This window comes from Kordiimonas aestuarii (assembly GCF_025574465.1).
GTDB lineage: Bacteria > Pseudomonadota > Alphaproteobacteria > Sphingomonadales > Kordiimonadaceae > Kordiimonas > Kordiimonas aestuarii.
The window spans coordinates 590,936-615,760 of sequence record NZ_JAOBPP010000021.1 but is presented as its reverse complement, the minus strand read 5'-3'; the positions used below and the strand labels follow the sequence as shown (position 1 = coordinate 615,760).

General features: G+C 55.9%; 27 protein-coding genes. 12 read left to right on the top strand and 15 right to left on the bottom strand.

Going from position 1 to position 24,825, the window contains the following annotated elements:
* The first annotated feature begins 11 nt into the window (after nucleotides 1–11).
* The gene (locus OEU85_RS15480) at nucleotides 12–617 is read left to right on the top strand and encodes a TetR/AcrR family transcriptional regulator (protein WP_262692417.1); all 606 of its coding nucleotides are present in this window, start codon (nucleotides 12–14) and stop codon (nucleotides 615–617) included.
* 50 nt (nucleotides 618–667) lie between these two features.
* Here OEU85_RS15480 and dnaJ read toward each other — a convergent pair whose 3' ends face one another.
* Together dnaJ and dnaK are read right to left on the bottom strand one after the other, a co-directional pair.
* On the bottom strand, nucleotides 668–1,816 hold the full coding sequence (gene dnaJ, locus OEU85_RS15475; RefSeq protein WP_262692416.1) for a molecular chaperone DnaJ: 1,149 nt from the start codon (nucleotides 1,814–1,816) through the stop codon (nucleotides 668–670).
* Between the two features lie 139 nt (nucleotides 1,817–1,955).
* On the bottom strand, nucleotides 1,956–3,887 hold the full coding sequence (gene dnaK / locus OEU85_RS15470; protein WP_262692415.1) for a molecular chaperone DnaK: 1,932 nt from the start codon (nucleotides 3,885–3,887) through the stop codon (nucleotides 1,956–1,958).
* 378 nt (nucleotides 3,888–4,265) lie between these two features.
* Between dnaK and lepB (OEU85_RS15465) the strand changes: the two genes are divergently transcribed.
* Together lepB (OEU85_RS15465) and lepB (OEU85_RS15460) are read left to right on the top strand one after the other, a co-directional pair.
* Nucleotides 4,266–5,075 (top strand): signal peptidase I, encoded by an 810-nt coding sequence (lepB, locus tag OEU85_RS15465; protein WP_262692414.1) that lies wholly within the window; start codon nucleotides 4,266–4,268, stop codon nucleotides 5,073–5,075.
* A 10-nt stretch (nucleotides 5,076–5,085) separates the two neighbouring features.
* On the top strand, nucleotides 5,086–5,781 hold the full coding sequence (gene lepB / locus OEU85_RS15460; RefSeq protein ID WP_262692413.1) for a signal peptidase I: 696 nt from the start codon (nucleotides 5,086–5,088) through the stop codon (nucleotides 5,779–5,781).
* A 91-nt stretch (nucleotides 5,782–5,872) separates the two neighbouring features.
* On the opposite strand, the gene OEU85_RS15455 is transcribed toward lepB (OEU85_RS15460), so the two are convergent.
* The 6 genes from OEU85_RS15455 to OEU85_RS15430 form a co-directional block, all read right to left on the bottom strand.
* Nucleotides 5,873–6,253 carry a VOC family protein gene (locus OEU85_RS15455; protein WP_394805438.1) on the bottom strand — a complete coding sequence of 127 codons (381 nt, stop codon included), beginning with the start codon at nucleotides 6,251–6,253 and terminating at the stop codon, nucleotides 5,873–5,875.
* A gap of 116 nt (nucleotides 6,254–6,369) precedes the next feature.
* Nucleotides 6,370–7,038, bottom strand: a complete 669-nt coding sequence (gene dnaQ, locus OEU85_RS15450; RefSeq protein ID WP_394805437.1) for a DNA polymerase III subunit epsilon — start codon at nucleotides 7,036–7,038, stop codon at nucleotides 6,370–6,372.
* 5 nt (nucleotides 7,039–7,043) lie between these two features.
* The gene (gene coaE, locus OEU85_RS15445) at nucleotides 7,044–7,634 is read right to left on the bottom strand and encodes a dephospho-CoA kinase (protein WP_262692410.1); all 591 of its coding nucleotides are present in this window, start codon (nucleotides 7,632–7,634) and stop codon (nucleotides 7,044–7,046) included.
* A complete protein-coding gene (locus tag OEU85_RS15440; RefSeq protein ID WP_262692409.1) occupies nucleotides 7,631–8,473 on the bottom strand; it encodes a shikimate dehydrogenase in 843 nt (280 codons plus the stop codon). The genes coaE and OEU85_RS15440 overlap by 4 nt, the downstream gene beginning before the upstream one ends.
* A complete protein-coding gene (locus OEU85_RS15435) occupies nucleotides 8,470–9,066 on the bottom strand; it encodes a Maf family protein (RefSeq protein ID WP_262692408.1) in 597 nt (198 codons plus the stop codon). The genes OEU85_RS15440 and OEU85_RS15435 overlap by 4 nt, the downstream gene beginning before the upstream one ends.
* Nucleotides 9,059–9,940, bottom strand: coding sequence for a pyruvate, water dikinase regulatory protein (locus OEU85_RS15430; protein ID WP_394805436.1), 882 nt, complete (start codon nucleotides 9,938–9,940; stop codon nucleotides 9,059–9,061). The genes OEU85_RS15435 and OEU85_RS15430 overlap by 8 nt, the downstream gene beginning before the upstream one ends.
* Nucleotides 9,941–10,383: 443 nt before the next feature.
* Between OEU85_RS15430 and hemE the strand changes: the two genes are divergently transcribed.
* The 4 genes from hemE (at nucleotide 10,384) to OEU85_RS15410 (ending at nucleotide 14,038) form a co-directional block, all read left to right on the top strand.
* Nucleotides 10,384–11,415 (top strand): uroporphyrinogen decarboxylase, encoded by a 1,032-nt coding sequence (gene hemE / locus OEU85_RS15425; RefSeq protein ID WP_262692406.1) that lies wholly within the window; start codon nucleotides 10,384–10,386, stop codon nucleotides 11,413–11,415.
* Nucleotides 11,416–11,480: 65 nt separating this feature from the next.
* Nucleotides 11,481–11,924, top strand: coding sequence for a CopD family protein (locus OEU85_RS15420; RefSeq protein WP_262692405.1), 444 nt, complete (start codon nucleotides 11,481–11,483; stop codon nucleotides 11,922–11,924).
* 227 nt (nucleotides 11,925–12,151) lie between these two features.
* The gene (rho, locus tag OEU85_RS15415; RefSeq protein WP_262692404.1) at nucleotides 12,152–13,408 is read left to right on the top strand and encodes a transcription termination factor Rho; all 1,257 of its coding nucleotides are present in this window, start codon (nucleotides 12,152–12,154) and stop codon (nucleotides 13,406–13,408) included.
* Nucleotides 13,409–13,486: 78 nt separating this feature from the next.
* Entirely contained in the window at nucleotides 13,487–14,038 is a 552-nt protein-coding gene (locus OEU85_RS15410; protein WP_262692403.1) for a cysteine hydrolase family protein, read from the top strand.
* Between the two features lie 16 nt (nucleotides 14,039–14,054).
* Here the strand turns inward: OEU85_RS15410 and OEU85_RS15405 are convergent, their stop codons facing one another.
* The 5 genes from OEU85_RS15405 to OEU85_RS15385 form a co-directional block, all read right to left on the bottom strand.
* Entirely contained in the window at nucleotides 14,055–14,378 is a 324-nt protein-coding gene (locus tag OEU85_RS15405) for a catalase (RefSeq protein ID WP_262692402.1), read from the bottom strand.
* Nucleotides 14,379–14,566: 188 nt separating this feature from the next.
* The gene (locus OEU85_RS15400) at nucleotides 14,567–15,262 is read right to left on the bottom strand and encodes an alpha/beta fold hydrolase (RefSeq protein WP_262692401.1); all 696 of its coding nucleotides are present in this window, start codon (nucleotides 15,260–15,262) and stop codon (nucleotides 14,567–14,569) included.
* Nucleotides 15,262–16,236 (bottom strand): quinone oxidoreductase family protein, encoded by a 975-nt coding sequence (locus OEU85_RS15395; RefSeq protein WP_262692400.1) that lies wholly within the window; start codon nucleotides 16,234–16,236, stop codon nucleotides 15,262–15,264. The genes OEU85_RS15400 and OEU85_RS15395 overlap by 1 nt, the downstream gene beginning before the upstream one ends.
* Nucleotides 16,237–16,239: 3 nt before the next feature.
* Nucleotides 16,240–16,944: a dienelactone hydrolase family protein gene (locus tag OEU85_RS15390; protein ID WP_262692399.1), complete on the bottom strand. Its 705-nt coding sequence runs from the start codon at nucleotides 16,942–16,944 to the stop codon at nucleotides 16,240–16,242.
* Nucleotides 16,945–16,990: 46 nt separating this feature from the next.
* A complete protein-coding gene (locus OEU85_RS15385) occupies nucleotides 16,991–17,482 on the bottom strand; it encodes a methylated-DNA--[protein]-cysteine S-methyltransferase (protein ID WP_262692397.1) in 492 nt (163 codons plus the stop codon).
* Nucleotides 17,483–17,564: 82 nt separating this feature from the next.
* On the opposite strand from OEU85_RS15385, the gene mnmE reads away from it, so the two are divergent.
* The 5 genes from mnmE (at nucleotide 17,565) to OEU85_RS15360 (ending at nucleotide 23,394) form a co-directional block, all read left to right on the top strand.
* Complete coding sequence (gene mnmE / locus OEU85_RS15380) at nucleotides 17,565–18,926, top strand: tRNA uridine-5-carboxymethylaminomethyl(34) synthesis GTPase MnmE (RefSeq protein WP_262692396.1); 1,362 nt, start codon at nucleotides 17,565–17,567, stop codon at nucleotides 18,924–18,926.
* Between the two features lie 153 nt (nucleotides 18,927–19,079).
* Nucleotides 19,080–20,951, top strand: coding sequence for a tRNA uridine-5-carboxymethylaminomethyl(34) synthesis enzyme MnmG (gene mnmG / locus OEU85_RS15375; protein WP_262692395.1), 1,872 nt, complete (start codon nucleotides 19,080–19,082; stop codon nucleotides 20,949–20,951).
* An 8-nt stretch (nucleotides 20,952–20,959) separates the two neighbouring features.
* Nucleotides 20,960–21,580 carry a 16S rRNA (guanine(527)-N(7))-methyltransferase RsmG gene (gene rsmG / locus OEU85_RS15370; protein ID WP_262692394.1) on the top strand — a complete coding sequence of 207 codons (621 nt, stop codon included), beginning with the start codon at nucleotides 20,960–20,962 and terminating at the stop codon, nucleotides 21,578–21,580.
* A gap of 50 nt (nucleotides 21,581–21,630) precedes the next feature.
* Nucleotides 21,631–22,437, top strand: coding sequence for a ParA family protein (locus OEU85_RS15365; protein WP_262692393.1), 807 nt, complete (start codon nucleotides 21,631–21,633; stop codon nucleotides 22,435–22,437).
* A gap of 42 nt (nucleotides 22,438–22,479) precedes the next feature.
* Complete coding sequence (locus OEU85_RS15360) at nucleotides 22,480–23,394, top strand: ParB/RepB/Spo0J family partition protein (protein ID WP_262692392.1); 915 nt, start codon at nucleotides 22,480–22,482, stop codon at nucleotides 23,392–23,394.
* Nucleotides 23,395–23,470: 76 nt separating this feature from the next.
* Here the strand turns inward: OEU85_RS15360 and gshB are convergent, their stop codons facing one another.
* Together gshB and OEU85_RS15350 are read right to left on the bottom strand one after the other, a co-directional pair.
* Nucleotides 23,471–24,421: a glutathione synthase gene (gene gshB / locus OEU85_RS15355; RefSeq protein WP_262692391.1), complete on the bottom strand. Its 951-nt coding sequence runs from the start codon at nucleotides 24,419–24,421 to the stop codon at nucleotides 23,471–23,473.
* A 29-nt stretch (nucleotides 24,422–24,450) separates the two neighbouring features.
* Nucleotides 24,451–24,825 (bottom strand): YraN family protein, encoded by a 375-nt coding sequence (locus OEU85_RS15350; protein WP_394805435.1) that lies wholly within the window; start codon nucleotides 24,823–24,825, stop codon nucleotides 24,451–24,453.

Here is a 24,825-nt window from a genome sequence, read left to right as displayed (position 1 = left end):
GAGAAAAACCTGTGAAAACACGTCCGCCAAAAAAAATCCCCACGCAGGCGCGCGCCAAAGCCAAGCGCGATGCCATCCTGCGTGGCGCCGAAAGAGTGTTGCTGGAAGAAGGACCCGCGGCGGTCACCACCACCAGCATTTCAAAGTCGGCCGGGGTTCCCGTGGGCTCGGTCTATCAGTACTTTGAAGACAAGGATGATATCCTCTTCAATCTTTATGACACCGCCTATAACGAGGTGGAAGAACGCGTGAAGGAAACGCTGGCGGAAACCCCCAAGGGCCAGCCTTTCAGGGAAACCCTTGAAAACCTTAACCGCACTTTCTGGCTTGCCGCGCGCGAACATCCCACCTTTCGCGCACTAACGCGCTGGGCCAACAGCCAGCGATCCCTGTGGGAGGTCACCCCGGGACTCGATAGCAGCCTCGCCGCCCTTGTTATCAACACGCTTGAGGTGTCTGGCGTCAAACTGCCCGCGAGCCGCCGCGAACCCATGCTGCGCACCATGGTGACCACAATCTCCATTCTGGTCGATCAGGCGATTGAGGAAGACGATGAAGACAAGGCTGAAGCGCTGATCCTTGAGATCGCCAACCTGTTCTCTGCCTACACCGGATAAAAAAGCCGCCCGGAGAAGGCGGCTTTTGTCTTTTTGGCAAATCTTCGCGGCTATTCCGTCAGGTCGTCCCAAAGCTCCTTGACCTTGGAGAAAAAGCCTTCGGAACGCGGCGAGACATCATCGCCGCTTTCTTCCGCAAATTCTTCCATCAGCTCGCGCTGGCGTTTGGTCAGGTTCATCGGGGTTTCAACCAGCGTTTCGATGATCATATCACCGGTAAAACCCCCGTTGAGTTCCGGCATGCCCTTGCCGCGCAGGCGGAACTGGCGGCCACTTTGTGTGCCTTGCGGCACTTTGATCCGCGCGCGTTTGCCCTCGATCGTCGGCACTTCGATGTCGCCGCCAAGAGTGGCTGTCGCCATCGGGATCGGCACCTGACAGTAAAGCATGTCACCGTCGCGCTTGAACAGCGGGTGCGGTTTGATCGAAAGGAAAATATAAAGGTCACCGGGCGGCGCGCCACGGGTGCCCGCCTCGCCTTCACCGGCAAGACGAATGCGCGTGCCTTCCTCTACCCCTTGCGGGATCTTGACCTGAAGGGTCTTTTCCTTGCGCACACGTCCGGCACCACCACACGATTTGCACGGGTTGGTGATTACGCTGCCATTGCCGTGACAGGTGGGACAGGTACGCTCCACCATAAAAAAGCCCTGGCTTGCGCGCACCTTGCCTGCGCCGCCACAGGTTGAGCAAACCTCCGGCTGCGAGCCAGGCTCCGCACCGGACCCGCCGCAGGGATCACAACCCACAGACGTTGGCACACGAATTTTGTCTTCCTTGCCGCGATAGGCATCTTCAAGGCTGATTTCCATATTGAAGCGCAGGTCGTTACCCCTGCCGCCGCCCTGAGCGCCACCCCGGCGTCTGCGGCCACCGCCGCCGCCCATGAAGTCGCCAAAAAACTCTTCGAACACGTCCGAGAAATCAAACCCGGCGCCGCCATGACCACCACGGCCACCACCGCCCATACCGTGCTCAAACGCTGCGTGACCGTAACGGTCATAAGCCGCGCGTTTTTCCGGGTCCTTCAGGACGTCATAGGCTTCACCGATATCTTTGAATTTCTGCTCAGCCGCTGCGTCGCCCGGGTTTTTATCCGGGTGATACTGCATGGCTTGTTTGCGAAACGCCTTTTTGAGCGTCGCCGCATCGGCGTCCTTCGCAACGCCGAGTAGCTCGTAATAATCTTGTTTGGACATAAGCGGCTCCCCGCGCTGTTATGCCTTGCCACCCAGATAAGCCGCGCTTTTGTTGGCTAAAGCAGGGCCTAAAATCAGACGCCGCCCGCCACGATTGTGGGAGGCGGCGCCCATTCTGATATGGCGTCAGGCAGCCATCTTATTTCTTGTCGTTTTCGTCGACTTCTTCAAAGTCCACATCAACGACATCATCGCCGTCTTCAGCCGCCTTGGCCGCAGCATCGGCTTGCGCTGCATCAGCAGCATCCGGGTCGCCACCGGCTTCCTGACCAGCTTTGTAGATCTGCTCGCCAAGTTTCATGGTGGCTTGCGCCAGCGCTTCGGTCTTCTGCTTGATGGCGTCAGCGTCGTCGCCTTCAAGCGCGGACTTGAGCTCTGTCACAGCGGCTTCAATCGCCGTTTTGTCAGCGTCGGAGACTTTATCCTTATGCTCGTCGAGGTTTTTCTCGGCCGAGTGGATAAGGGCTTCAGCCTGGTTCTTGGCTTCCACAAGCTCCTTGCGCTTCTTGTCGGCATCGGCATTGGCTTCCGCGTCCTTGACCATCTGGTCGATATCGGCGTCGGAGAGACCACCAGATGCCTGAATGCGGATCTGCTGCTCTTTGCCTGTGCCCTTGTCTTTCGCGGACACGTTCACGATACCGTTGGCATCAATGTCAAAGGCCACTTCAATTTGCGGCACGCCGCGCGGTGCAGACGGAATGCCCACAAGATCAAACTGACCCAGGAGCTTGTTGTCCGCAGCCATTTCACGCTCGCCCTGGAAGACACGGATGGTAACAGCACCCTGGTTGTCTTCGGCCGTGGAGAAGACCTGTGCCTTCTTGGTCGGGATTGTGGTGTTGCGTTCAATCAACCGTGTGAATACACCGCCCAGCGTCTCGATACCGAGCGACAGCGGCGTTACATCCAGCAGCAGAACGTCTTTCACGTCACCCTGCAGAACACCGGCCTGAATGGCGGCACCCATGGCCACAACCTCGTCCGGGTTAACACCCTTGTGCGGGTCACGACCAAAGAACTCTTTTACCACTTCCTGGATTTTCGGCATGCGGGTCTGACCACCCACGAGCACAACATCGTCGATCTCGCCTGCGGCGAGGCCTGCGTCCTTGAGCGCCTTTTTACAAGGCTCAAGCGTACGCTTGATCAGGTCTTCTACCAGGCTTTCGAGCTTGGAACGCGTCAGCTTGATCTGGAGGTGCTTGGGGCCTGAAGCATCAGCCGTGATAAACGGCAGGTTCACTTCGGTCTGGGTCGAGGAGGAAAGCTCGATCTTCGCTTTCTCTGCCGCTTCCTTCAGACGCTGCAGCGCCATGCGGTCGCCCTTGAGGTCGATACCGTTTTCTTTTTTGAACTCAGCCGCGAGGTAATCCACGAGGCGCATGTCAAAGTCTTCACCGCCGAGGAAGGTATCACCGTTCGTCGATTTCACTTCAAACACACCGTCACCGATTTCCAGCACGGACACGTCAAACGTACCACCACCAAGGTCAAAGACCGCGATGGTATGGCCGTCTTCTTTTTCAAGGCCGTAAGCAAGGGCCGCAGCCGTTGGCTCGTTGATGATACGCAGCACTTCAAGGCCTGCGATCTTGCCGGCGTCTTTGGTGGCCTGGCGCTGCGCGTCATTGAAGTAAGCCGGTACGGTAATCACCGCCTGATCAACATTTTCACCGAGATAGCTTTCAGCGGTTTCTTTCATTTTTTGCAGGATCATCGCGGAAACCTGGCTTGGCGAATATTTTTCACCCTTGGCTTCAACCCAAGCGTCGCCGTTATCCGCCTTCACAATGTTATAAGGCACCATGTCCTTGTCTTTTTGTGTGGTCGGATCATCAAATGTGCGGCCAATCAGGCGCTTGATGGCGAAGAGGGTGTCTTGCGCGTTTGTCACGGCCTGACGTTTCGCAGCCTGACCAACGAGGCGCTCGCCACCGTCAGCAAAACCGACGATCGACGGCGTGGTGCGCCCACCTTCAGAGTTTTCAATTACTTTTGGCTTGGAGCCATCCATGATGGATACGCAGGAGTTTGTCGTACCCAAATCGATACCGATTACTTTACCCATATTACCTTTTCCCTTCGTCAAGCCGACTGCTTGGGCCCTGTCGGCACCCTTTTACAGCCTCTTTGGGTTCATGTTTTTGGTTCAATCGCTGATCGCCAAAACTTCCGGCTCCCAGCGTCTTTCAGCGCCTATATAGGGTTGCGAGAGAGCTGCCGCAAGGGTGGTGATCCATAAAAATTGTAAGAATAGGCATGGCATAAAGTCTTTCGGGCACCAGCTCTTGCCGTGGCGCGTGTGTTGTATCGCCTCCTCACCGGCCGCTGCAAATGGTCGCGCCAGACAAACAAAGATTGAAAATGCGCGCCTTGTGGCTAAACTCGCCGTCAAGTAAGACAGATCACAACAACAAGAATTATTGCAATAAAGGGCGGGGAACGCATGAGCGATCAGGCCAACAAGGCGGGCGACGTAAAGCCGGAAAACACGGCGGACAACAAAGGCACGGACAGCCAGAAACCTGCAAAAAACGAGGCTATTGTCCTGTTGAAGGACCTCGTCGTCATCGTACTTTTTTATCTGGTGTTCACCACCTTCGGCTGGGGCAGTTTCCACATCCCAAGTGGCAGCATGGAACCCACACTGGAAGTGGGTGACCGCATTTTCGTCTCCAAACTCTCGTATGGCTATAATCGGTTTTCGTTCAATTTCGACCCTGAGTTCATCCCCGAGGAGCGCCTGTTTGACGACGCGCCCGAGCGCGGTGATGTGGTTGTCTTCACCCTGCCACACCGCGGCTATGAGGACTTCATTAAACGTGTGATCGGCCTCCCGGGTGACACGGTCCAGATGAAAGGCGGACGGCTTTATATCAATGGCGATCTCGTGGACCGCACCTTGGTGCGTGATGTGAACTATACCGACTATCAGGGCCATGAACGCCGGGTGAAAGAGTTTGAAGAGACGCTGCCTAACGGCGTCAAGCACCGCATTTATGAACGCACCGACCGCGGCCCGTCCGATACCACCGCGCTTTTTGTTGTGCCGCAGGGCCATTATTTCATGATGGGCGACAACCGCGACGGCTCTGCTGACAGTCGCGAGCTTGGCAACATGGGCTTTGTCAAACATGCCTATCTGGTGGGCCAGGCTGACGTAACCACCTTCAGCCTGTATGACTGTGATCAGGGCAAGGATATTTCCTGTCCCGCCGGTGTGCCGCTTGGCCGCTTTTTCAAGCTAATTGAATAAGTATTAGCACATGGCAGGGACGTCTAAGCTGACAAGCAGCCGGTTCTGGATCGCTCTTGGTCTGGTTTTTGGCATTGCGCTTATCTATTTTTTCTCCGTCTACCGACACTACAATATCCCCTCGGGCAGTAACCTGCCGACGCTGGAGGTTGGGGACCACTTTCTCGTTGACCAGTTCGCCTACGACTTTTCCGCCGAAGGCAAATCACCAAAACATGGCGACGTCGTTGTGTTCAAATTGCCGCATCGGGACAATGCCTCCTTCATTAAACGTATTATCGGCCTGCCAGGTGATACGGTTCAGTTGAAAATGGGGCGTCTGTATATTAACGACACCCTGATGGAGCGTATGCTCGTTGATCAGATCAGCTATACTGATTATCAGGGCTATGATCGGCGGGTGAAAGAATACGAAGAGACGTTGCCCGGTGGTGTCAAACACAGAATTTATGAACGTACAGACCGTGGCCCGGCAGACAATACACCGCTTTATAAGGTTCCACCGGACCAGTATTTCATGATGGGCGATAACCGCGACGGTTCTGCCGACAGTCGCGATCCTGGCCGAATGGGCTTCATTAAAGAGAACTGGTTTATTGGCAAAGCTGTCGTGATTACCTTCAGCACACAGGGCTGTGCCGAGGAAAAAGACCGTAATTGCTCACCTGTTTTCATGCAGGACCGCCTTTTGAAGAAGATAGAATAGGCATCGTGACGACTGCCGGGGCGCGCCGGGGCCGTACAGCCCCGGAGATACTTTGCAAGCCATGCCGCCTGGTGCTGCTGTACACCGGGCTTTAGCCCATGCGGTGCAGGGCGCAGATTTTGTTGCCCGACGGATCACGCAGATAGGCCAGATACAATTTGCGGCCACCGCCTTCCCGCACACCGGGCGGGTCTTCAATCGGCTTACCGCCATGGGCCACGCCTGCCGCATGCCAGGCGTCCACCATTTCCGGACTGTCGGCCACAAAACCGATTGTGCTGCCGTTGCCGCTGCAGGCGGGTTCGCCATCAATGGGTTTCGATAACGAAAAAACCCCGGTTTTCTCAAAATAGAAGCAGCGGCCCTTTTCATCCATCACACCGGGGCGATGGCCAAGCGTCTCCATCAGGGCGTTGTAAAACTCTCTGGACTGGGCGACATCATTGGCCCCCAGCATGATATGACTGAACATTTCCGGTCCTTCTCTTTCCTTGTAAAGCTGTATGTTACTCATGAAGTAACGCCTGTCGCCGCTTGGTCAACGGCGAAGGCGGTTTCTTTTTGAAGAGGGCTGAACGGCCTGAAGGCTCAGGCGTTCCAGATCGGAGTTTCGAACTTTTCCATAAAGGCTTTGTGCGCCTCAAGTTCATCATTGCTTACAGGGAAGCTGCGCTTCTCGCGCTTTTTCTTCTCGCGCGCCACAAGCCCTGCACCACTGTCGACCGCGAGGTCAAGACCGGCCTGCCTGCCGCCCAGAAGTTCAATGTAAACATCCGCGAGGATCTCGGAATCGAGAAGCGCGCCGTGCAGTGTACGGTGGCTGTTCGACACACCAAAGCGTTTGCAAAGCGCATCCAGCGAGTTGGCCGCCCCCGGAAACTTGTTCCGCGCGATGGCAAGCGTATCAACGAAGCGCTTCACATGGATGATGGGCTTGACCGCGTTTTCCAGTTCCCAGTTGATGAAACGCATATCAAACTCAGCATTGTGCGCGACAAGCACGCTGTCTCCGCCAACAAATTCGAGGAATTCGTCTGCGATATCGGCAAAAACAGGCTTGTCCTTGAGGAAGTCCGTTGTCAGGCCGTGAATTTTCACCGCCGAATCCGGCACATCACGCTCCGGGTTGACATACTGGTGGTAGTGACGGCCAGTAAGTGATTTATCGACCATCTCGACAAGGCCGATTTCGATCAGCCGGTCGCCCGTCAGCGGGTCGAACCCCGTGGTCTCGGTATCGAAAATCAGCTCGCGCACACTCGTCATTGCTGCTCCAGCTCCGTTACAATTTTTTTAACCTGCGCAAAAGCGTGCTCAAGGCCCTTGTCTGTCTCGATGATATAATCGGCGCGGGCGCGTTTGTCACGGTCCGGCACTTGCAGGCTGAGGATATGGTCAAACTTTTCGGTCGTCATACCAGGGCGGGCGAGCACACGTTCACGCTGGATTTCTGCGGGCGCCGACACCACCACCACCTTGTCGCAAGCCTTTTCGCCGCGCGTTTCAAAGAGCAAAGGGATATCCAGCACCACAAATTTCGCGCCGGCTTGCTCCGCTTCCGCAAAAAAACTGATACGCGCTTCAGCCACCATGGGGTGCATGATGGCCTCAAGCCGTTTTTTGGCCTCCGGGTCAGCAAACACAAGGGCACCGAGCTTGCCCCGGTCCAACACGCCGTCACTGACCACACCGGGAAAGGCCGCCGCAATCAACGGAATGGCCGCGCCGTCCCTGGCCTGCAGCTTGTGCACTTCGGCATCGGCATCGAACACCGGTACGCCAAGGCGGCTGAACATCCTGGCCGTTTCCGATTTGCCCATACCGATGGACCCCGTCAGCCCGACGATTTTCATTTGAACACTGCCTCCAGCCGATCGCGCAGTTCATCATCATACTCAGGCATGATATCAAACCACACCTTGAACGCTGCTGCCGCCTGATAAACCAGCATGCCAAGACCGGTCACCGTCCTCAGGCCACAGGCCTGCGCATGGTCCAGAAGCGGGGTGACAAGTGGTTGATAGACAATATCATACACTACCGTATCCCTTGCTGAGATGCTGAGATCAAGCTCCAGCGGTGGGTTGCCGTGCATGCCAAGGGTCGTGGTATTGACGATTAAGCCGGCTGTTTTGGCCACATCGTGCCGCTCCGCCCAATCGACAACCACCATGCGGCCCCGGCCAATATCCCGGGCAATAGCTTCCGCCTTTTCACGCGTGCGGTTGGTGATCACTAAAAACGGCAAATTTTCGTTGAGAAGGCCAAGGGCCGCCGCGCGCGCTGCACCGCCGGCGCCCATAACCAGCGCTGGCCGGTCCTTCGGCCATGACGGCAGGGATTTTTCAAGGTTTGCGAGCAAGCCGATGCCGTCCGTGTTAAACCCCGTGGTGGTGCCATCCTCCTCAAACTTGACTGTATTCACTGCCCCCATCAGCCGTGCCAGCGGAGCCAGTTTGTCGAGATACGGGATGATAGCTTCCTTGTGCGGCACCGTTATATTGAAGCCGGAGAATCCACGGGCTTTCATGTTCCCGATAGCGGCGGCCAGGGTCTCTGGCTCAACAGCGATTTTTTCATATTCGCCTTCAATACCGTAAACCCGCATCCAGTGGTTATGGATCACCGGCGACAAGGAATGTGCAATAGGCCAACCAATTACAGCGGCGCGTTTGAACGGGGCTGACGTCATACCGGCACCACCTCACGCCGGCGCAGAAAATCCAGCACGGGTAAGAGTGGCAGCCCCAGCACGGTGAAAAAGTCTCCCTCCACATGGGTGAAAAGCTGTGCGCCCACGCCTTCTAGCTGGTATGCGCCAGCCGACCAGAAGGCCGCTTCGCCAATGACGTCCAGATAATGGCTGATATAGTCATCGCTCAGGGGTCGCATGGTCAGTTTGACCGACTGCGCCGCACGCCAAACGGCCTGCCCATCTTCATATACCACCGCTGCGGAGACCAGTTCATGCGTCCCGCCAGACAGCGCCTTAAGGGTGGCGGTGGCGGCGGAGCGTGTCTGTGCCTTGGAAAAGAGCGTACCATCCTTGAAAATAACCTGATCGGCGCCAAGCACCAGTTTATCGGGTGTCATCATGGAAACGCTGCGCGCCTTCATATCGGCCAGCGCATCGGCAATATCACGCGCCGGGGCGCCGTCCGAGAGAAGGGAGGTTTTGATGGCAGCTTCATCCACCATGGGTTTGGCAACGCCAAACATCACACCTGCCGCTGTCAACATGTCTGCCCGCGTCTTGCTACCGGACGCCAGAACAAGCTCAGCCATTGCTTTTGGAGCCTTCCATTTCCTTGTCCAGCCATGCGTTATAGCGGCTGATGATGGCGGCTGCGGTTTCCTCGATCGAGCGGCGGGTCACGTCAATGGTCGGCCAACCGCGCTGGGTACAATATTTGCGACATTCCTTGATCTCCTCCTGGATGTGGGAAATGTCGGTATAGTCACCCTCCTCGGCCTGATTGATCGACCTGAGGCGGTTGGTGCGTATAGCCACCAGCCGCTCAGCACTTGTTGTCAGACCGATGACAAATTTCCCTTTTATTTCATCCAGTTCCCGCGGCATCGGACACCCAGGAACGAAGGGTACGTTGATGGTTTTATAGCCCTTGTTGGCAAGATAAATGCTGGTGGGTGTTTTGGACGAGCGTGACACACCCACAAGAATGATATCAGCCTGCGGCATATCCTGTGTCAGTTGGCCATCATCATGGGCCATGGTGAACTGAAGCGCGTCAATACGTTCAAAATAATGGGCATCCAGCTTGTGCTGTCGGCCTGGCTTATGCGATGCCTGCACGCCAAAATAGGATCCAAGCAGGTTAATGACCGGATCAAGGATCGAGAGCACCGGCAGGCTGGCTTCCATGGCCTCGCGTTCCAGTGCTTCCCGGATGGGCACATTGACAAGCGTATACATAATCAACCCTGGCTGCTCGCGGATATCTTCCATCAACCGGCTCATCTGCATGGCGGAACGCACCAGCGGCCAGTAATGTTTTTTCACGTTCACGCCTTCAAATTGCACCAGCGCGGCCTGCACAATGGCTTCCAGCGTTTCACCGGTCGAGTCAGAGACGAGATGCAGGTGAAATTCGTCTTCGCGCTCCGCAATGGCCGTCGCGGGCGAGACATTGTCAGGCATATTTGAGGCTGGCGGGATAGGTGGAAGACTCATGGGAATAGCCTGTGGATAACTTGTTGATGAAGCGGTTGACAACCAGCCTAAGGCCTTTACCCCCAATTTGTGAAGTGTTTGTTCAGTGAACTGTCACTATTGTACACAGGCTGGCATTATCGGGAAAACAGATGACAAAAAACGCTATATTTTGATGTTATCCCCGTTGTCCACAGAGTATTTAGGGTCACAAATGTGCCATTTTGGTTAACAGTTCGACCTGTTATACACATTTGCCACTGCCCATAGCCGCACATGACTTGTGTGTGCACAAGTTTGTGGATAAATCGTTTTCCACAGGATTCACAGGGATAAACAACAACTACTATTATTATATATAAATAGATATTTAGTAGTAAGTAGTCTGAGCATCGCCTTAAAACCCACGCCCAACGTTCCAGGATATTTTCATGGCAAAACTTCTTCTCAATACCCTCAAGGGAAAGCCCTCCGACCGTGTACCCTTCTGGTTCATGCGGCAGGCCGGGCGTTATTTGCCGGAATATCGCGAGGTGCGGGCAACTGCCCCTTCGTTTATGGATTTCTGCTACAACCCGGATAAGGCAACCGAAGTAACCCTGCAGCCAATCAGGCGATATGGCATGGACGGTGCCATCCTGTTTGCAGACATCCTTGTGGTGCCAGACGGGCTTGGCCAGAAGGTGTGGTTCGAGAAAGGTTTTGGCCCAAAACTGACACCGGTAAACGACGAAAAAAGTTTCAGCCGCTTGTCTCTTGGTGGGTTCCACAACCAAGTGGGCAATGTGTATGAGACCTTGCGCAGGCTGAAGGTTGAATTGCCTTCAGAGGTGACCTTGCTTGGGTTTGCCGGTGCGCCCTGGACGGTTGCCACCTATATGATCCAGGGCGCCGGCAGCAAGGACCATGCGGCCGCGCGCCAGATGGGTTATGGCAACCCTGAGCTATTTGGCAAACTGCTTGATATGCTGGTGGACGCCACGGCTGAGTATCTGATTGCGCAAATCGATGCCGGTGCGGATGCTGTGCAGATTTTTGACAGCTGGTCAGCCGCGATCCCGGAACCCATGTTCGAAGCCTGGGTGATCGAACCCACGCGCGCGATTGTGGATAAAATCCGCGCCAAACATGCCGAGACTCCGATTATTGGTTTCCCGCGGCTTGCCGGTGCGATGTTGCCCACGTTTGTTGACCAGACCTGTGTAAGTGCGGTGTCGCTTGATACCGGTGTGCCCCTGGCCTGGGCCCGCGAGAATGTGCAGAATAAAGTTTGTGTACAAGGGAACATGGACCCGCATCTGGTGGTCTCTGGCGGCAAAGCCATGACAGACGAAGCGTTGCGTATCCTTGAGACCCTCAAGCATGGCAGCCATATTTTCAACCTTGGCCACGGTTTTGTCCCTGAAACACCGCCAGAGCATGTTGCGCTTCTCGCAGAAACCATTAAGACTTTTCGCAGGTAAGGTATCAAGTCCTTAGTGTAGGTGCCTGACAGGCAAAATTTCGGGGCAAAATTTCGGGGGATGTTATGGAAGGCTATCTCGGCGAGTTCTATCTCTGGACCAAGGCGCTGCATATCGTCTTTGTCATTTTCTGGATGGCGGGCATGTTCATGCTGCCGCGCTACCTGGCCTATCACTGTGAGTGTGCAGTGGGGTCGGACGAGGACCAGAAGTGGATTGACCGTGAACGCCGCCTGATGCGCATCATCATCAACCCCGCCATGACCATTACCTGGATTTTAGGGATCATGCTGGTGGTAAACATCGGCCTTGATGCGGGCGGATGGCTACATACCAAGCTTCTGCTGGTGTTCCTGCTTTCGGGTTTTCACGGCATGCTATCAAAATACCGCAAGGCATTTGAGCGTGGCGAGCGCAGTAAGGATGCCACTTTCTTTCGCCGTATCAATGAGGTACCGGCGATCTTTATTTTTGCCATTGTGCTTCTGGTGGTACCAAAGGCCTTTTGATATTCCAGTTTCGGGACCAAATATCTTGACACCCAAAGCGATCGTGGTAGCTTGAAAACCGTCGGTGCGCGCCGTCTCTGTCGCGTGCCAGTTCAATTTCCCTGAAATTGCCGGATTTTGCGTTGAGTATACCGGCAGTCAATTTCCAAAAGACTTGGGCATAAAGCAGAAAAGATGCCCCAATAATCTGGAAAATCTCCTTTAATAACAAGAATATGGACGATCCCATGCATTTACAGGATCTCAAAAACAAGACCCCGGCGGACTTGTTGTCGCTTGCTGAAGAAGTAGGCGTTGAAAACGCATCGAGCATGCGCAAACAGGATATGATGTTTGCCATCCTCAAGCAGCTTGCCGAAGATGATATCGAAATTACCGGCGGCGGCGTCATCGAAATTCTTTCTGACGGTTTTGGCTTCCTGCGTAGCCCTGAGGCGAATTACCTGCCCGGCCCCGATGATATTTATGTCAGCCCGAGCCAGATCCGGCGTTTTGCGCTTCGGACCGGCGACACGGTGGAAGGACAGATTCGCGGACCAAAAGATGGTGAACGCTATTTTGCCCTGCTCAAAGTCTCGCTTATCAACTTCGATGAGCCGGAGAAAACAAAACACAAGGTTCACTTCGACAACCTGACGCCGCTTTACCCGGACAGCAAGCTGAAGCTTGACCCCGATGACCCGACCGTTAAGGACAAGTCACCACGGGTGATTGACCTTGTGGCACCCATCGGTAAGGGCCAGCGTGCGCTTATCGTCGCCCCGCCCCGCACCGGTAAAACCGTTCTGCTGCAAAACATCGCCAAAAGCATTTCCGCCAACCACCCGGAATGTTATGTCATCGTGCTTCTGATCGACGAACGCCCAGAGGAAGTGACCGACATGCAACGCAGCGTGCATGGTGAAGTGGTTTCCTCCACGTTTGACGAACCGGCCTCCCGCCATGTGCAGGTTGCTGAAATGGTGATCGAGAAAGCCAAACGTCTGGTGGAGCATGGCAAGGACGTTGTGATCCTGCTCGACAGCATCACCCGCCTCGCGCGCGCCTACAATACCGTGGTGCCGTCATCGGGCAAGGTTCTTACCGGTGGTGTAGACGCCAACGCATTGCAGCGTCCGAAACGCTTCTTTGGTGCGGCACGGAATATTGAGGAAGGTGGTTCCCTGTCGATTATCGCAACCGCGCTTATTGAGACCGGTAGCCGTATGGACGAAGTGATCTTTGAGGAATTCAAAGGCACGGGTAACTCCGAGATCGTGCTTGACCGCAAGGTGGCTGACAAACGTGTGTTCCCGGCGATTGATATTCTCAAGTCCGGCACGCGGAAGGAAGAACTTCTGGTTGACGCCGGTACACTGTCGAAAATGTGGGTTCTCCGCCGTATCCTCACGCCAATGGGTACCGTGGATGCGATGGAATTCCTGCTTTCAAAGCTCAAGGACGCCCCAAACAACGAAGATTTCTTCTCCCAGATGAACAACTAGGGCTGCGAAACTTCAAAAGACTTATTAGGGTAAGGGCTTGCAGGATTGCGAGCCCTTTTTCTTTGCAAGGATGATGTGATGCCCGGCGCGGCGCTGATCATAATTGACGTGCAATATGCCATCGATGCCCCTCGGTGGGGGCCGCGCAACAATGCCGGCGCTGAGGTCAACATGGCGCGGCTGCTGGCCCGGTGGCGAGAGAGCGATAGGCCTCTTGTACATATCCGTCATGACAGTGTCAGCGAAGGCTCACCTTATGCGCCTGGCCTGCCATCCCACCGCTTCAAGAAGGCAGTGGCACCGCTTGAGGGTGAAACGGTCATTGGCAAAAACACCAATAATGCTTTTGTGAATACGGGCCTTGAGGAACATCTGCGTGTGCTGGGGATTGATGAGGTGATCATCTGCGGTGTCCTGACCCAGCATTCGGTGGATACCACGGCGCGTATGGCGTCAAGCCTTGGTTTTGCTGTGACCGTGGTTTCCGATGCGACGGCGGCAACAGATGTGATGGATGGTCGCGGCATCAACTGGCCAGCGAATGATGTGCATGCGCTTACGCTGGCGCATCTAGTGGCGGATTACGCTGATGTTTCCAGCACCGATGAAATTCTGGTCAGCTCCGAATAGGGGCTCAACCCCGGCCTTAAGAGGCAAGCTGGGTGTCTGAAACGCCAAACTCGGGCATCCACAGGATGTGTTGCCGTTTGATCTGATGGTTTTCCCAGTGCAGAGGCTGCAGGTTGAAGTTATCTGTGGAGCCACCGCGCGCCAGGGGCAGGATGGTATCGATCTTCCAGCCAAACTGGCCAAGTTTGCCGTGATCCATAAAGCGGATGGTGCGTCCGCAGCTGTCACGGCGGTAGATGTCAGGATCGTGCCCGGCGATCCTGCCTGCCTTGCTCCATATTTCAGATTTCAGCGCATCGCGCGCATCACGGAATCTATAATTGTCAAATTCGCCATACATATCCAGTCTCCGTAGACCTGTTGCAGGGCACCATATACCCGGAACCAGTGGTGCTTTCGGCTGCATTGCAAAACTACACTATGACTGACTATATACTGTGTTATCTAATATAAGATTAACAACATGTAGTGGTTATATTTCCATAAATGTTTTATAAAGGTGCTTGGGACGGTTGTTGGAAAAGCTGTTTATTCACAAATATTTGCGATGATTTTGGCAAGTTCCGCTGGCACTTCGAAGGGCATCATGTGGCCGCTGCCGGTGACTTTGTGAAGGGTGATATTTGCTGATCTGGTGGTGAACTTTTCCACGGCCTCAAAGGGCACCATGGCGTCGTCTTCCGCCATGATAAAATGCACCGGTATAGCAAGCGCACGCAACTCCTCAGTCATATCCGGCCGGTTGATCGGGGCGAGCAACTGGCGGATCAGTTCCTGCTGCCCCATATCCCGTTCCATCTGCAGGATGGTGCCGGTGATTGTTTTATCTTCAAGGTTATCGGTGTGCACAAATTGTTTCAGCCGCGTTTTTGACATGCCACGGTAAGTGAGACGTGTCAGCATTTCCGCGTTGCGCTGCCTGAGGGCCTTTTCACCGTCAGATAAGCCATAGGGCGATGTGGCGATGACCACGAGGCTTTTGAACCGGGTTGGATGTTTTATAGCGATCAGCATTGCCAGGTAGCCACCCAGGGAGAAGCCGACAAGGTGGCAGGGCCCGGCGGGAGCCTGGTCCAAGAGCGCATCCAGCATGGCTTCCATGGTCTCGGACCCGGCATAATCACAGTGGCGGATTTCGGCTTCTGGCAAATGCACGGCCACCGGTGCCCATAGTCGGGCGTCACACATGGTGCCGGGGATGAGGTATAAAGGCGCGTCAGGCATCAGGGCTGCAATATGGTCTGCCCGGTCGTGGCCCGGGCCTCAAGCGCCGTGTGGGCGGCCTGAGCGTCCTTGAGCGCATACCGCTGATTGATCTCTGCTTTGATGTGGCCGTTGGCAATGGCGTCAAACACGCGGGTGGTGCAAAGCTCCAGCTCATCGCGGGTGGCGACATAATCCATCAGCGTGGGGCGGGTCACAAAAAGCGAGCCTTTGAGTGCCAGAAGGCCGGGAGAAAACGGCTCTACGGGGCCGGTGGCATTGCCGAATGTCACCAGCGTACCCCGGCGCCTGAGCACCTCCAGCGACCCTTTGAAGGTATCTTTGCCAACACTGTCATAAACCACAGGTACGCCTTCCCCGCCGGTGATCTCCTGCACCCGTTCGACAAAATCCTCGCGCGTATAATTGATGGTGTGCTGGCAGCCGTGCGCGCGGGCCAGATCTGCCTTCGCGTCGCTGCCTACCGTGCCGATGGTGGTGACACCAAGCGCCTTCAGCCACTGGCAGGCGATTAGCCCCACGCCGCCCGCTGCCGCGTGGAACAGCACTGTGTCACCGGGTTTGACCGCGAAGGTGCGGAAGATGAGATATTCAACCGTGCAGGCCTTGAGCATCAGGGCGGCTGCGTCTTCATCGCTTACCTCATCCGGCAACTTCACCAGTCTGGCAGCGGGGAAATTGCGTTCCTGTGCATAGGCGCCCGCAGGGCCTGCAGGGTAGGCAACCCTGTCGCCCACGCTGAAGCCTTCGACACCGCTTCCCATGGCTTCAATCACCCCGGCGGCCTCAAGCCCCGGTGTGGCTGGCAGCGGGAGGGGGTAAAGCCCGGTGCGGTGATAGGTGTCGATGAAATTAAGCCCGATGGCGGTGTGGCGGATACGCACCTCACCTTTTGCAGGGGCATCACGCGACCGCGACGACCACTCAAGAACTTCCGGCCCACCGGTTTTGTGCATCACGATCGCATGGCTCATGGTTTAGCCTTTCAGGTATTTTTCAAAGAATGTGGCGGTTCGGGTATTGGCCAGTGTTGCCGCTTCGCCATTCCAGTTCACGCCGTCAGGCCGGGCGAAGGCATGGTCGACACCCGCATAGGAATGCATGGTGATGTTGCCGTTGTCCGAAAGGCCGTCCCTGATCCGTGCCTGGGCATCCTTGTCAACAAAGCCGTCTTCCTCGGCAATATGCATCAAAAGCGGCGTTGTGATTTTGTTCTTGTCATCAAGCTTGGTATCAATGCCAACACCATAATAACAGACCGCGGCATCCACATCGGTTTCGGCTGACGTCTTGAAGGCGAGCAGGCCACCAAGGCAATAGCCCACAGCACCCACCTTGCCGCTGCCACCCTTGATGTTACGGGCAACCTCAACCGTGGCGGCGATATCTTGCATGCCTTTTACGTGGTTGAAATTCTGGAAATAATAGAAGGCCTCGTCCCATTCTTCTTTTGTCTTGTCGGAGATATCCACGCCGGGTTTCATGCGCCAGAAGAGGTCAGGGCAGATGGCGATATACCCATCGCGGGCGAGGTCGTCACAGATTTGCCGCATGCCTTCATTGACGCCAAAAATTTCCTGCAGGGCAATAACCACCGGGCCTTTGCCATTGTCAGGCGTTGCGACATAGGCTTTGAAGCTGCCGCTGTCATCTGTCGCCTTGATATCGATATAGTCTGCCATCTTGTCCCTCCTCGAGGCTTTGGGGGTTCCGCTCGCACGGTAGAATTTAATCAAGCGCGCCGGAAGCTTCAAGCGCCTGGCCTTCTTCAACACTCATGGCGCCTTCAAGAACAAGTAGGGCGCGTTTGGTATAAAGCCCGCCGTCACCGGAATATCCACCAAGTTTGCCCGCCGATGCCACTATGCGGTGACACGGCACCAGGATCGGGATCGGGTTGCGGCCGCAGGCGGTGCCCACGGCTTGCGCGGCCGAGCCTATCTCTTGCGCCATCTCACCATAGGTGCGGGTTTCACCATATGGGATGGCCTGCATCGCAGCCCAGACCTTCTCCTGATGTTTGGTTCCCATGGCAGCGAGCGGCAGGTCAAATATCGTCAGGTCGCCATCAAAGTAGAGGTCCAGCTGGCGTTTGGCTTCATCAAGCAAAGGCGTGCGTTCCTGAAACGGACTCCAACCCCAGTCGAGCGAAACGATGGCACCGTCAAACTCGGTGATCGTGATATCAATGACCGGTGTATGCATGGAGAGTTGCGACATGGATGCCCTCGCGATATGGATAAGCAGAACAGAGTAAAATGTTTGACCTACATATAAGCCCAATGGGCATGAGGATACCAGCGTGACCAGCCTGCATGACGATACAATTTTTGCGCTCTCAAGCGGGGCAGGTACCGCCGGTGTTGCTGTGGTGCGGTTGTCGGGGGCTCATGCGTTTGCGGCACTGGAAGCGCTCACGGGCAGAAAAATACCCACGGTGCGGTATGCGGCCCTCCGGCTTTTGCGTGACCCAGAGAGTGGTGCCCGGCTTGACGAAGCCCTTGTGCTGGCTTTCAAGGGCCCGGCATCGTTCACCGGCGAGGACGTGGTGGAACTGCATTTGCACGGTGGCCGCGCGGTGGTGGCAGGGGTGCTCGAAGCGCTTGACCGGCTTGACGGGCTGCGCCCGGCAGAGGCGGGAGAATATAGTCGCCGTGCGTTTGAGCATGGCAAGCTCGACCTCACGGAGGCCGAAGGGCTGAATGATTTGATCCATGCGCAAACAGCCGCGCAGCGCGAACAGGCGCTGCGGCAAATGGATGGTGCGCTGCGGGAGCTATATGAAAATTGGCGGTCTCGGCTTGTTGGTTATCTCGCCCACCTTGAAGCGGACATCGATTTCCCTGACGAGGATCTGCCAGAGGGTGTTGCAGGCGCTGTAAAACCAAATATATCGTCTTTATGCGCAGAAATAACACAACATCTAGTAGATGGTCGTCGAGGTGAGGCTTTGCGCGAGGGCTACCGCATCGTCATAATGGGGGAGCCAAATGCCGGCAAATCCACCTTGATGAACATACTGGCAAAATCGGACGTGGCCATTGTGTCAGACGAAGAGGGCACCACCCGCGATGTGATTGAAATCCAGCTTGACCTTGGCGGTTTCCCGGTGCGGCTGATTGATACCGCCGGGGTACGCGAGAGCCAAGGCGCGATTGAGCAGGAGGGTATCCGCCGTGCGCTCAAGCGCGCGGAAGAAGCGGACCTGCGGCTTGTGCTTGTGCGCGCGGATGATTGGCCCGTGCTGCCATCCTCAATGGAAAGATGGCTGGATGAAAAAGCCATGCTGGTCATTACCCAGACAGACCGCGCCGACATGTTTCACGTGAAACATGAAAAGTTGCCGAGGCAGGTGGTTGATGTTGCTTATGTCTCAGCCAAAAGATCCCATGGACTTGATGACCTTTTTGCGCGGCTGGAACAGCATGTGCAGGATGCGATGGCACCGCGCGAGGCTCCCTCGCTCACGCGGGTGCGGCACCGACGAGCGCTCGAAGACGCGGTCGGCCATCTTACGCGGTTTGACGGCAACGCGGGTTTTGATGCCGTATTGGCGGCGGAAGATGTACGCATGGCCGCTCGCGCGCTTGGTCGCATTACCGGGCGTGTGGGCGTGGAAGATATCCTTGATGTGATTTTCTCGGACTTCTGCATCGGGAAATAACATGATCGATGTTTCACGTGAAACATCGCAAAACCGTGGCCTGCGCTTAACTTTGACTTAAACACCATTCTCTATTATAGACTGCGGAAATCAGGGGCTCGCGTACGGGCCTCTTTTTGTGTTTCTATGCAATGAATGGTGATGGACAGGCATATGACGGATTTTGATGTCATTGTAATTGGCGGCGGTCACGCTGGTTGTGAAGCGGCGGCAGCATCTGCGCGCATGGGGGCACACACCCTGCTGATTACCCACAAGCCTGAAACCATCGGCGAGATGTCTTGTAATCCTGCCATCGGCGGGTTGGGCAAAGGGCATCTGGTGCGCGAGATCGACGCGCTTGACGGGGTGATGGGCAAGGTGGCGGACGCCAGTGGTATCCAGTTCCGTCTACTTAACCAGCGCAAGGGCCCGGCGGTGCAGGGGCCGCGCTGCCAAAGCGACCGCAAGCTTTACCGCGAGGCCATGCAGGCAACGCTCAGGGATTATGCAAACCTCACCATCGAGGGCGGCGCAGTGGAAGACCTAATGCTTGACCGGTGTGGCGACAAACCTGTCATCAATGGCATTGTCACAGCCGATGGTAAAAACATCAGTGCCCGGGCTGTGATTTTGACAACAGGCACCTTCCTGCGGGGGCTTATCCATATTGGTGAAAAAAAGATCCCGGCGGGCCGCGCGGATGAAGCACCGGCGCTTGGCCTTTCGGACACGCTTGAGGAAATTGGCTTTGAACTTGGGCGACTGAAGACCGGCACGCCCGCGCGGCTTGACGGTAAAACCATCGATTGGTCGGTGTGCGAAGAACAGCCGGGCGATACACCACCGGTCCCATTCTCTTTCCTCACCAACAAGATTACCGTACCGCAAATCAGCTGCTACATGACGCGCACCAGCGCCCGAACGCATGACGTGATCAGGGAGAACCTCCACCGGTCGCCTATGTACTCCGGCCAGATCGAAAGCAAGGGCCCGCGGTATTGCCCGTCGATCGAAGACAAAATTGTGCGCTTCGCCGATAAGACAAGCCACCAAATTTTTCTGGAGCCGGAGGGCCTGGACGACGCCACTGTCTACCCAAACGGCATTTCCACCAGCCTGCCTGAGGATGTTCAGGACGCGCTGATCCGCTCGATTCCCGGACTTGAGAATGTACGTATCATCCGTCATGGCTATGCCATCGAGTATGACTATGTTGACCCGCGCGAGCTGAAGGTGACCCTTGAGACACGGCGCGCACCAGGGCTTTATCTCGCGGGGCAGATCAATGGCACCACGGGGTATGAAGAAGCTGCCGCCCAAGGCCTGATGGCGGGGGTGAACGCGGCACTGGCAGCGCGCGGTGACGGCGAGACATTTGTGCTCGACCGCGCAGACGCGTACATCGGCGTGATGCTGGATGACCTTGTCACGCAGGGCACGCGGGAGCCTTACCGCATGTTTACCAGCCGGGCGGAATATCGCCTTCTGTTGCGCGCTGATAACGCAGACCAGCGCCTGACGCAGAAGGGCATGGATATTGGTTTGATTGGTTTCGGGCGTACTGAAGCCTTCACAAAGAAAAAGGCGGCGCTTGATGCTGGTCACGCAACACTTAAGGCATTGTCGCTGACCCCCAACGAGGCCGCGAAATATGATATCCGCATCAATCAGGATGGCGTGCGGCGGAATGGCGAAGCGTTACTCGCTTTCTCCACGATCGACTTCGCCACACTAAAAAATGTGTGGCCCGAGGAGCTTGGCGAGATTGACGCAGACATCACTCGTCAGCTTGAGATTGACGCCATGTATGCCGGATACCTCGAGCGACAGGCGCAGGATGTCGCGGCTTTTCGCAAGGATGAAGCGCTTGAGATCCCCGATGATCTCGACTTCAACACAGTTGTCGGGCTTTCAAACGAGATGCGGCAGAAGTTTGGCGAGGCCCGCCCGGCGACCCTTGGTGCGGCGGCGCGGATTGCAGGCGTAACACCGGCGGCGTTGACGCTTCTGCTGGCGCATGTGAAAAAACGCCGCGCGGCGTAAGAGGTTTTATGTACACATCCGACGATCTTGCCCGCGCGCTCGATGTTTCACGTGAAACACTGGATAAGCTGGAAATTTATGCAGGCTTGCTTGCTAAATGGCAAAAGGCCAAAAATCTGGTCGCCAACTCCACCCTTGATGCCATGTGGCAGCGCCATTTTCTTGATTCGGCACAGTTGGTGCCTCTGCTGCGCGAAGCCTATGGCAGCCGTCAGATCGCCATGCTGGATATCGGGTCGGGTGCCGGCTTTCCGGGGCTGGTGCTTGCGGCGATGGGTGTAGGCCACGCGCATATGGTGGAGGCCAATGGCCGCAAGTGCGTGTTCATGAACCAGGTTTCACGTGAAACATCAGCGACTGCCACTATTCATAATGCGCGAATCGAAGCGCTAGAGCCGTTTCCTGTAGATATTGTCACCTCCCGCGCCTGTGCACGTGTGCTTCAGCTTATCGGCTGGGCGGCGCCGTTCCTTGGAGAAAGCACCGAAATGTGGCTTCTGAAGGGGGAAGGCGTGGATGAGGAATTGACCGAAGCGCAGGCTTGTTGGAAGATGGCAGTGACAAAGCACAAAAGCCTTTCCGACCCGGCCGGGGTCATTCTGAGGCTTTCAAAGCTCGAACGACTGTAACGGTTGCATGGGCCTGCCTTCCGCGGGCTCAAGAGGGGAGAGTAACGGCTATGCCGGTGGAAATGTCTAATGCGGGGGCGCATATCATAGCAGTGGCCAACCAAAAGGGCGGGGTGGGTAAAACCACCACGGCGATCAACCTCGCTACAGCCATGGCTGCGGTTAAAAAACGCGTTTTGATCCTTGATCTGGACCCACAAGGCAACGCCAGCACCGGGTTTGGTATTGACCGCAGCGCCCGGGAAATCACCTCTTATGATGTGGTTTTGGGCGCAGCCCCGCTTGGCGATGCGATTGTTGATACTGAAGTGCCCGGCCTGTCCATCGTGGCGTCAACCGTGGACCTTTCCGGCGCGGACCTTGAGCTTGCCGAATTGCCACACCGTAATTTTCGCCTGCGCTATGCGCTTGAGAAAGCTGTGGCGCGGCAGGAATATGATTATATCCTCATTGATTGCCCGCCATCCCTGTCACTATTGACCATCAACGCGCTTGTTGCCGCTGATTCGGTGCTGGTGCCGCTCCAGTGTGAGTTTTTTGCGCTTGAGGGGCTTAGTCTTCTCCTTAAAACCATTGAGCAGGTGCGCGGCAGCCTGAATCCGCGCCTCACTATCAATGGTGTGGTGCTGACTATGTTCGACAAGCGCAATAACCTGTCGGAACAGGTCGCATCAGATGTGCGGGATTATCTCGGCGACAAGGTTTATCGTACCGTTATCCCGCGCAATGTGCGGGTGTCGGAAGCGCCAAGCCACGGAAAACCGGCGCTGTTGTATGACCACCGCTGCGTGGGCAGCCAGGCGTATATAAAGCTGGCGCGGGAGCTTTTGGGGCGCGACAAAAAAGTTGCTGCCTGAAGCATAAAACTTATATAAAAACAATGTGTTAGGTTAAATTTTATGAGTAAAGCTGCACGTAAAGGTCTGGGGAAAGGGCTGTCCGCCCTGTTGGGGGATGATCGTCCGGTTTTTGAAGATACAGATGACGGTATCGCCACACCGGGTGGGCCGGGTTCCGGCCGTCGCCTGCTGCCGATCGAATTTCTTGAGCGCAACGTAGGCCAGCCTCGTCATCATTTTGATGAAGAGGCGCTGAGCGACCTGGCAACCAGCATCAAACAGAAGGGGCTGCTGCAGCCGATCCTCGTGCGGGAACTGGGGCCCAATAAGTTCCAGATTGTGGCCGGGGAGCGCCGGTGGCGCGCGGCGCAGAAGGCAGGCATCCATGAAGTGCCCGTGGTCGTCAAGGAACTTACCGACGGTGAGGTGCTTGAAATCGCCATCATCGAGAATATCCAGCGCCAGGACCTGAGCGCGATTGAGGAAGCGATTGCCTATAAAAAGCTGATCGAGGAATTTGGCCACACGCAGGAAATTGCGGCTGAAGTTGTCGGCAAAAGCCGCAGCCACGTGACCAACCTCCTGCGCCTGTTGAGCCTGCCGGAAAAAGTGCAGGGCATGGTGGATGAGGGCAAAATTTCCATGGGTCACGCGCGGGCGCTTATTGGCGCGAATGACCCGCTTTCGATCGCAAAACGCATTGTGGATGAAGGGCTTAGCGTGAGGCAGACCGAAGCGCTCACCGGTGAAGCCAAGGGCCGCACCCGCCGCGAGCCCCGGCCGGGCGGTACGTCTGCCTCAGGTAAAAGCAAAAAGGATGCTGATACCGTGGCGCTTGAAAAAGACCTGTCAGCCGCGACCGGGATGAAGGTGGTGATTGATCACGAAGGCGAGGGTGGCAAGGTGACCATTGCCTATGACACGCTTGAAAAGCTTGATGAGCTTTGCTCAAAGCTTGGCGTTTGCGGATTTTAAGCTATTAAAGTATATAGAGAAAAAGCCACGATCAAGTTTTGGCGCGTGGCTTTTTCTTGGCCAGTCACACCAGGCGCTAAAGCTTGGACTCGATAGCGTCCCAGATATCCGCTTCAAGTTTTACGCCGTCGAAACGGTTCACGGCCTGCAGGCCGGTTGGCGAGGTGACGTTGATCTCTGTCAGCCAGTCGCCAATCACATCGATACCGACAAAAATAAGCCCGCGCGCCTTGAGTTCAGGCTTCAGCCGCGCGCAAATCTCTTCCTCGCGTGCCGTGAGGGTGGAGGCCACAGCCTGACCGCCCACCACCATGTTGGAGCGTACCTCGCCTTTGGCCGGCACGCGGTTGATGGCACCGGCGACCTCGCCGTCGATCAGGATAATGCGTTTGTCGCCCTTGCGTACCTCAGGCAGGAACTTCTGTACCATCACCGGTTCACGGTTCGAGAGGAAAAACAGTTCAAGAAGGCTTGAAAGGTTGCTGTCATCCTCCCGCAGGTGGAACACACCGGCACCACCGTTGCCGTAGAGCGGTTTGACGATAATCTCGCCGTATTTGGCGCGGAATTCCTTCACATCGTCCGCGCGGCGAGTAATGAGAGTCGGCGGCATAAGGTCTTGAAACTTGGTGACAAACAGCTTTTCAGGCGCATTCCTGACCTCTGCCGGGTCATTGACGACAAGCGTTCCCGGATGCACCAGCTCCAGAAGATGGGTAGAAGTGATATAGGCCATGTCAAACGGTGGGTCCTGCCGCATCCACACAACGTCCATGTCCTCAAGGTTGATGCGCTGTGATGCGCCAAATGCGAAGTGCCGCCCGCCGTCCTCGCGCTGCACTGTCATCGGGTGGGCGATGGCGGAAATCCTGCCCTCGTTATAGCTGAGGTCTTCGGGCAGATAATGCCAAAGCTTGTGGCCCCGCGCCTGCGCCTCAAGCGCGAGCACAAAGCTGCTGTCGCCCTTGATGTTGATGCCATGCATCGGGTCCATTTGAAAAGCGACCTTAAGCCATTGTTTTGACATGAAAAACCCTCACTGTTAAACTTAATTCTTTAAAGCGTTGCTTGAACATTTTCGGCCCAGGCGTCCTTGATATGGGTCGGCCAGGCGGGCCATGCAATGGTGATCACGTCAAAGCGAAGGGATTGCTGCGCTTTTTTATGTTTCGCGGTCCACAAAAGCGCAGCTCGTTCGATGCGTGCGCGTTGTTTTGGTGTGATTGCTTCAAGCGCGGCGGCTCTGGTCTTACGCCGTTTTACCTCCACAAATACAACACAGCCGCCTTTCTCTGCCACGATATCAAGCTCGCCGACCTTCAGCCTGCAGCGCTGGTCAAGGATGCGGTAGCCCTTAAGGCGCAGGTAAAAAGCGGCAAGGCTTTCCGCCCTGCGCCCGCGCTTTTCCGCTGCTTTTCGCCCTCCGCTCAA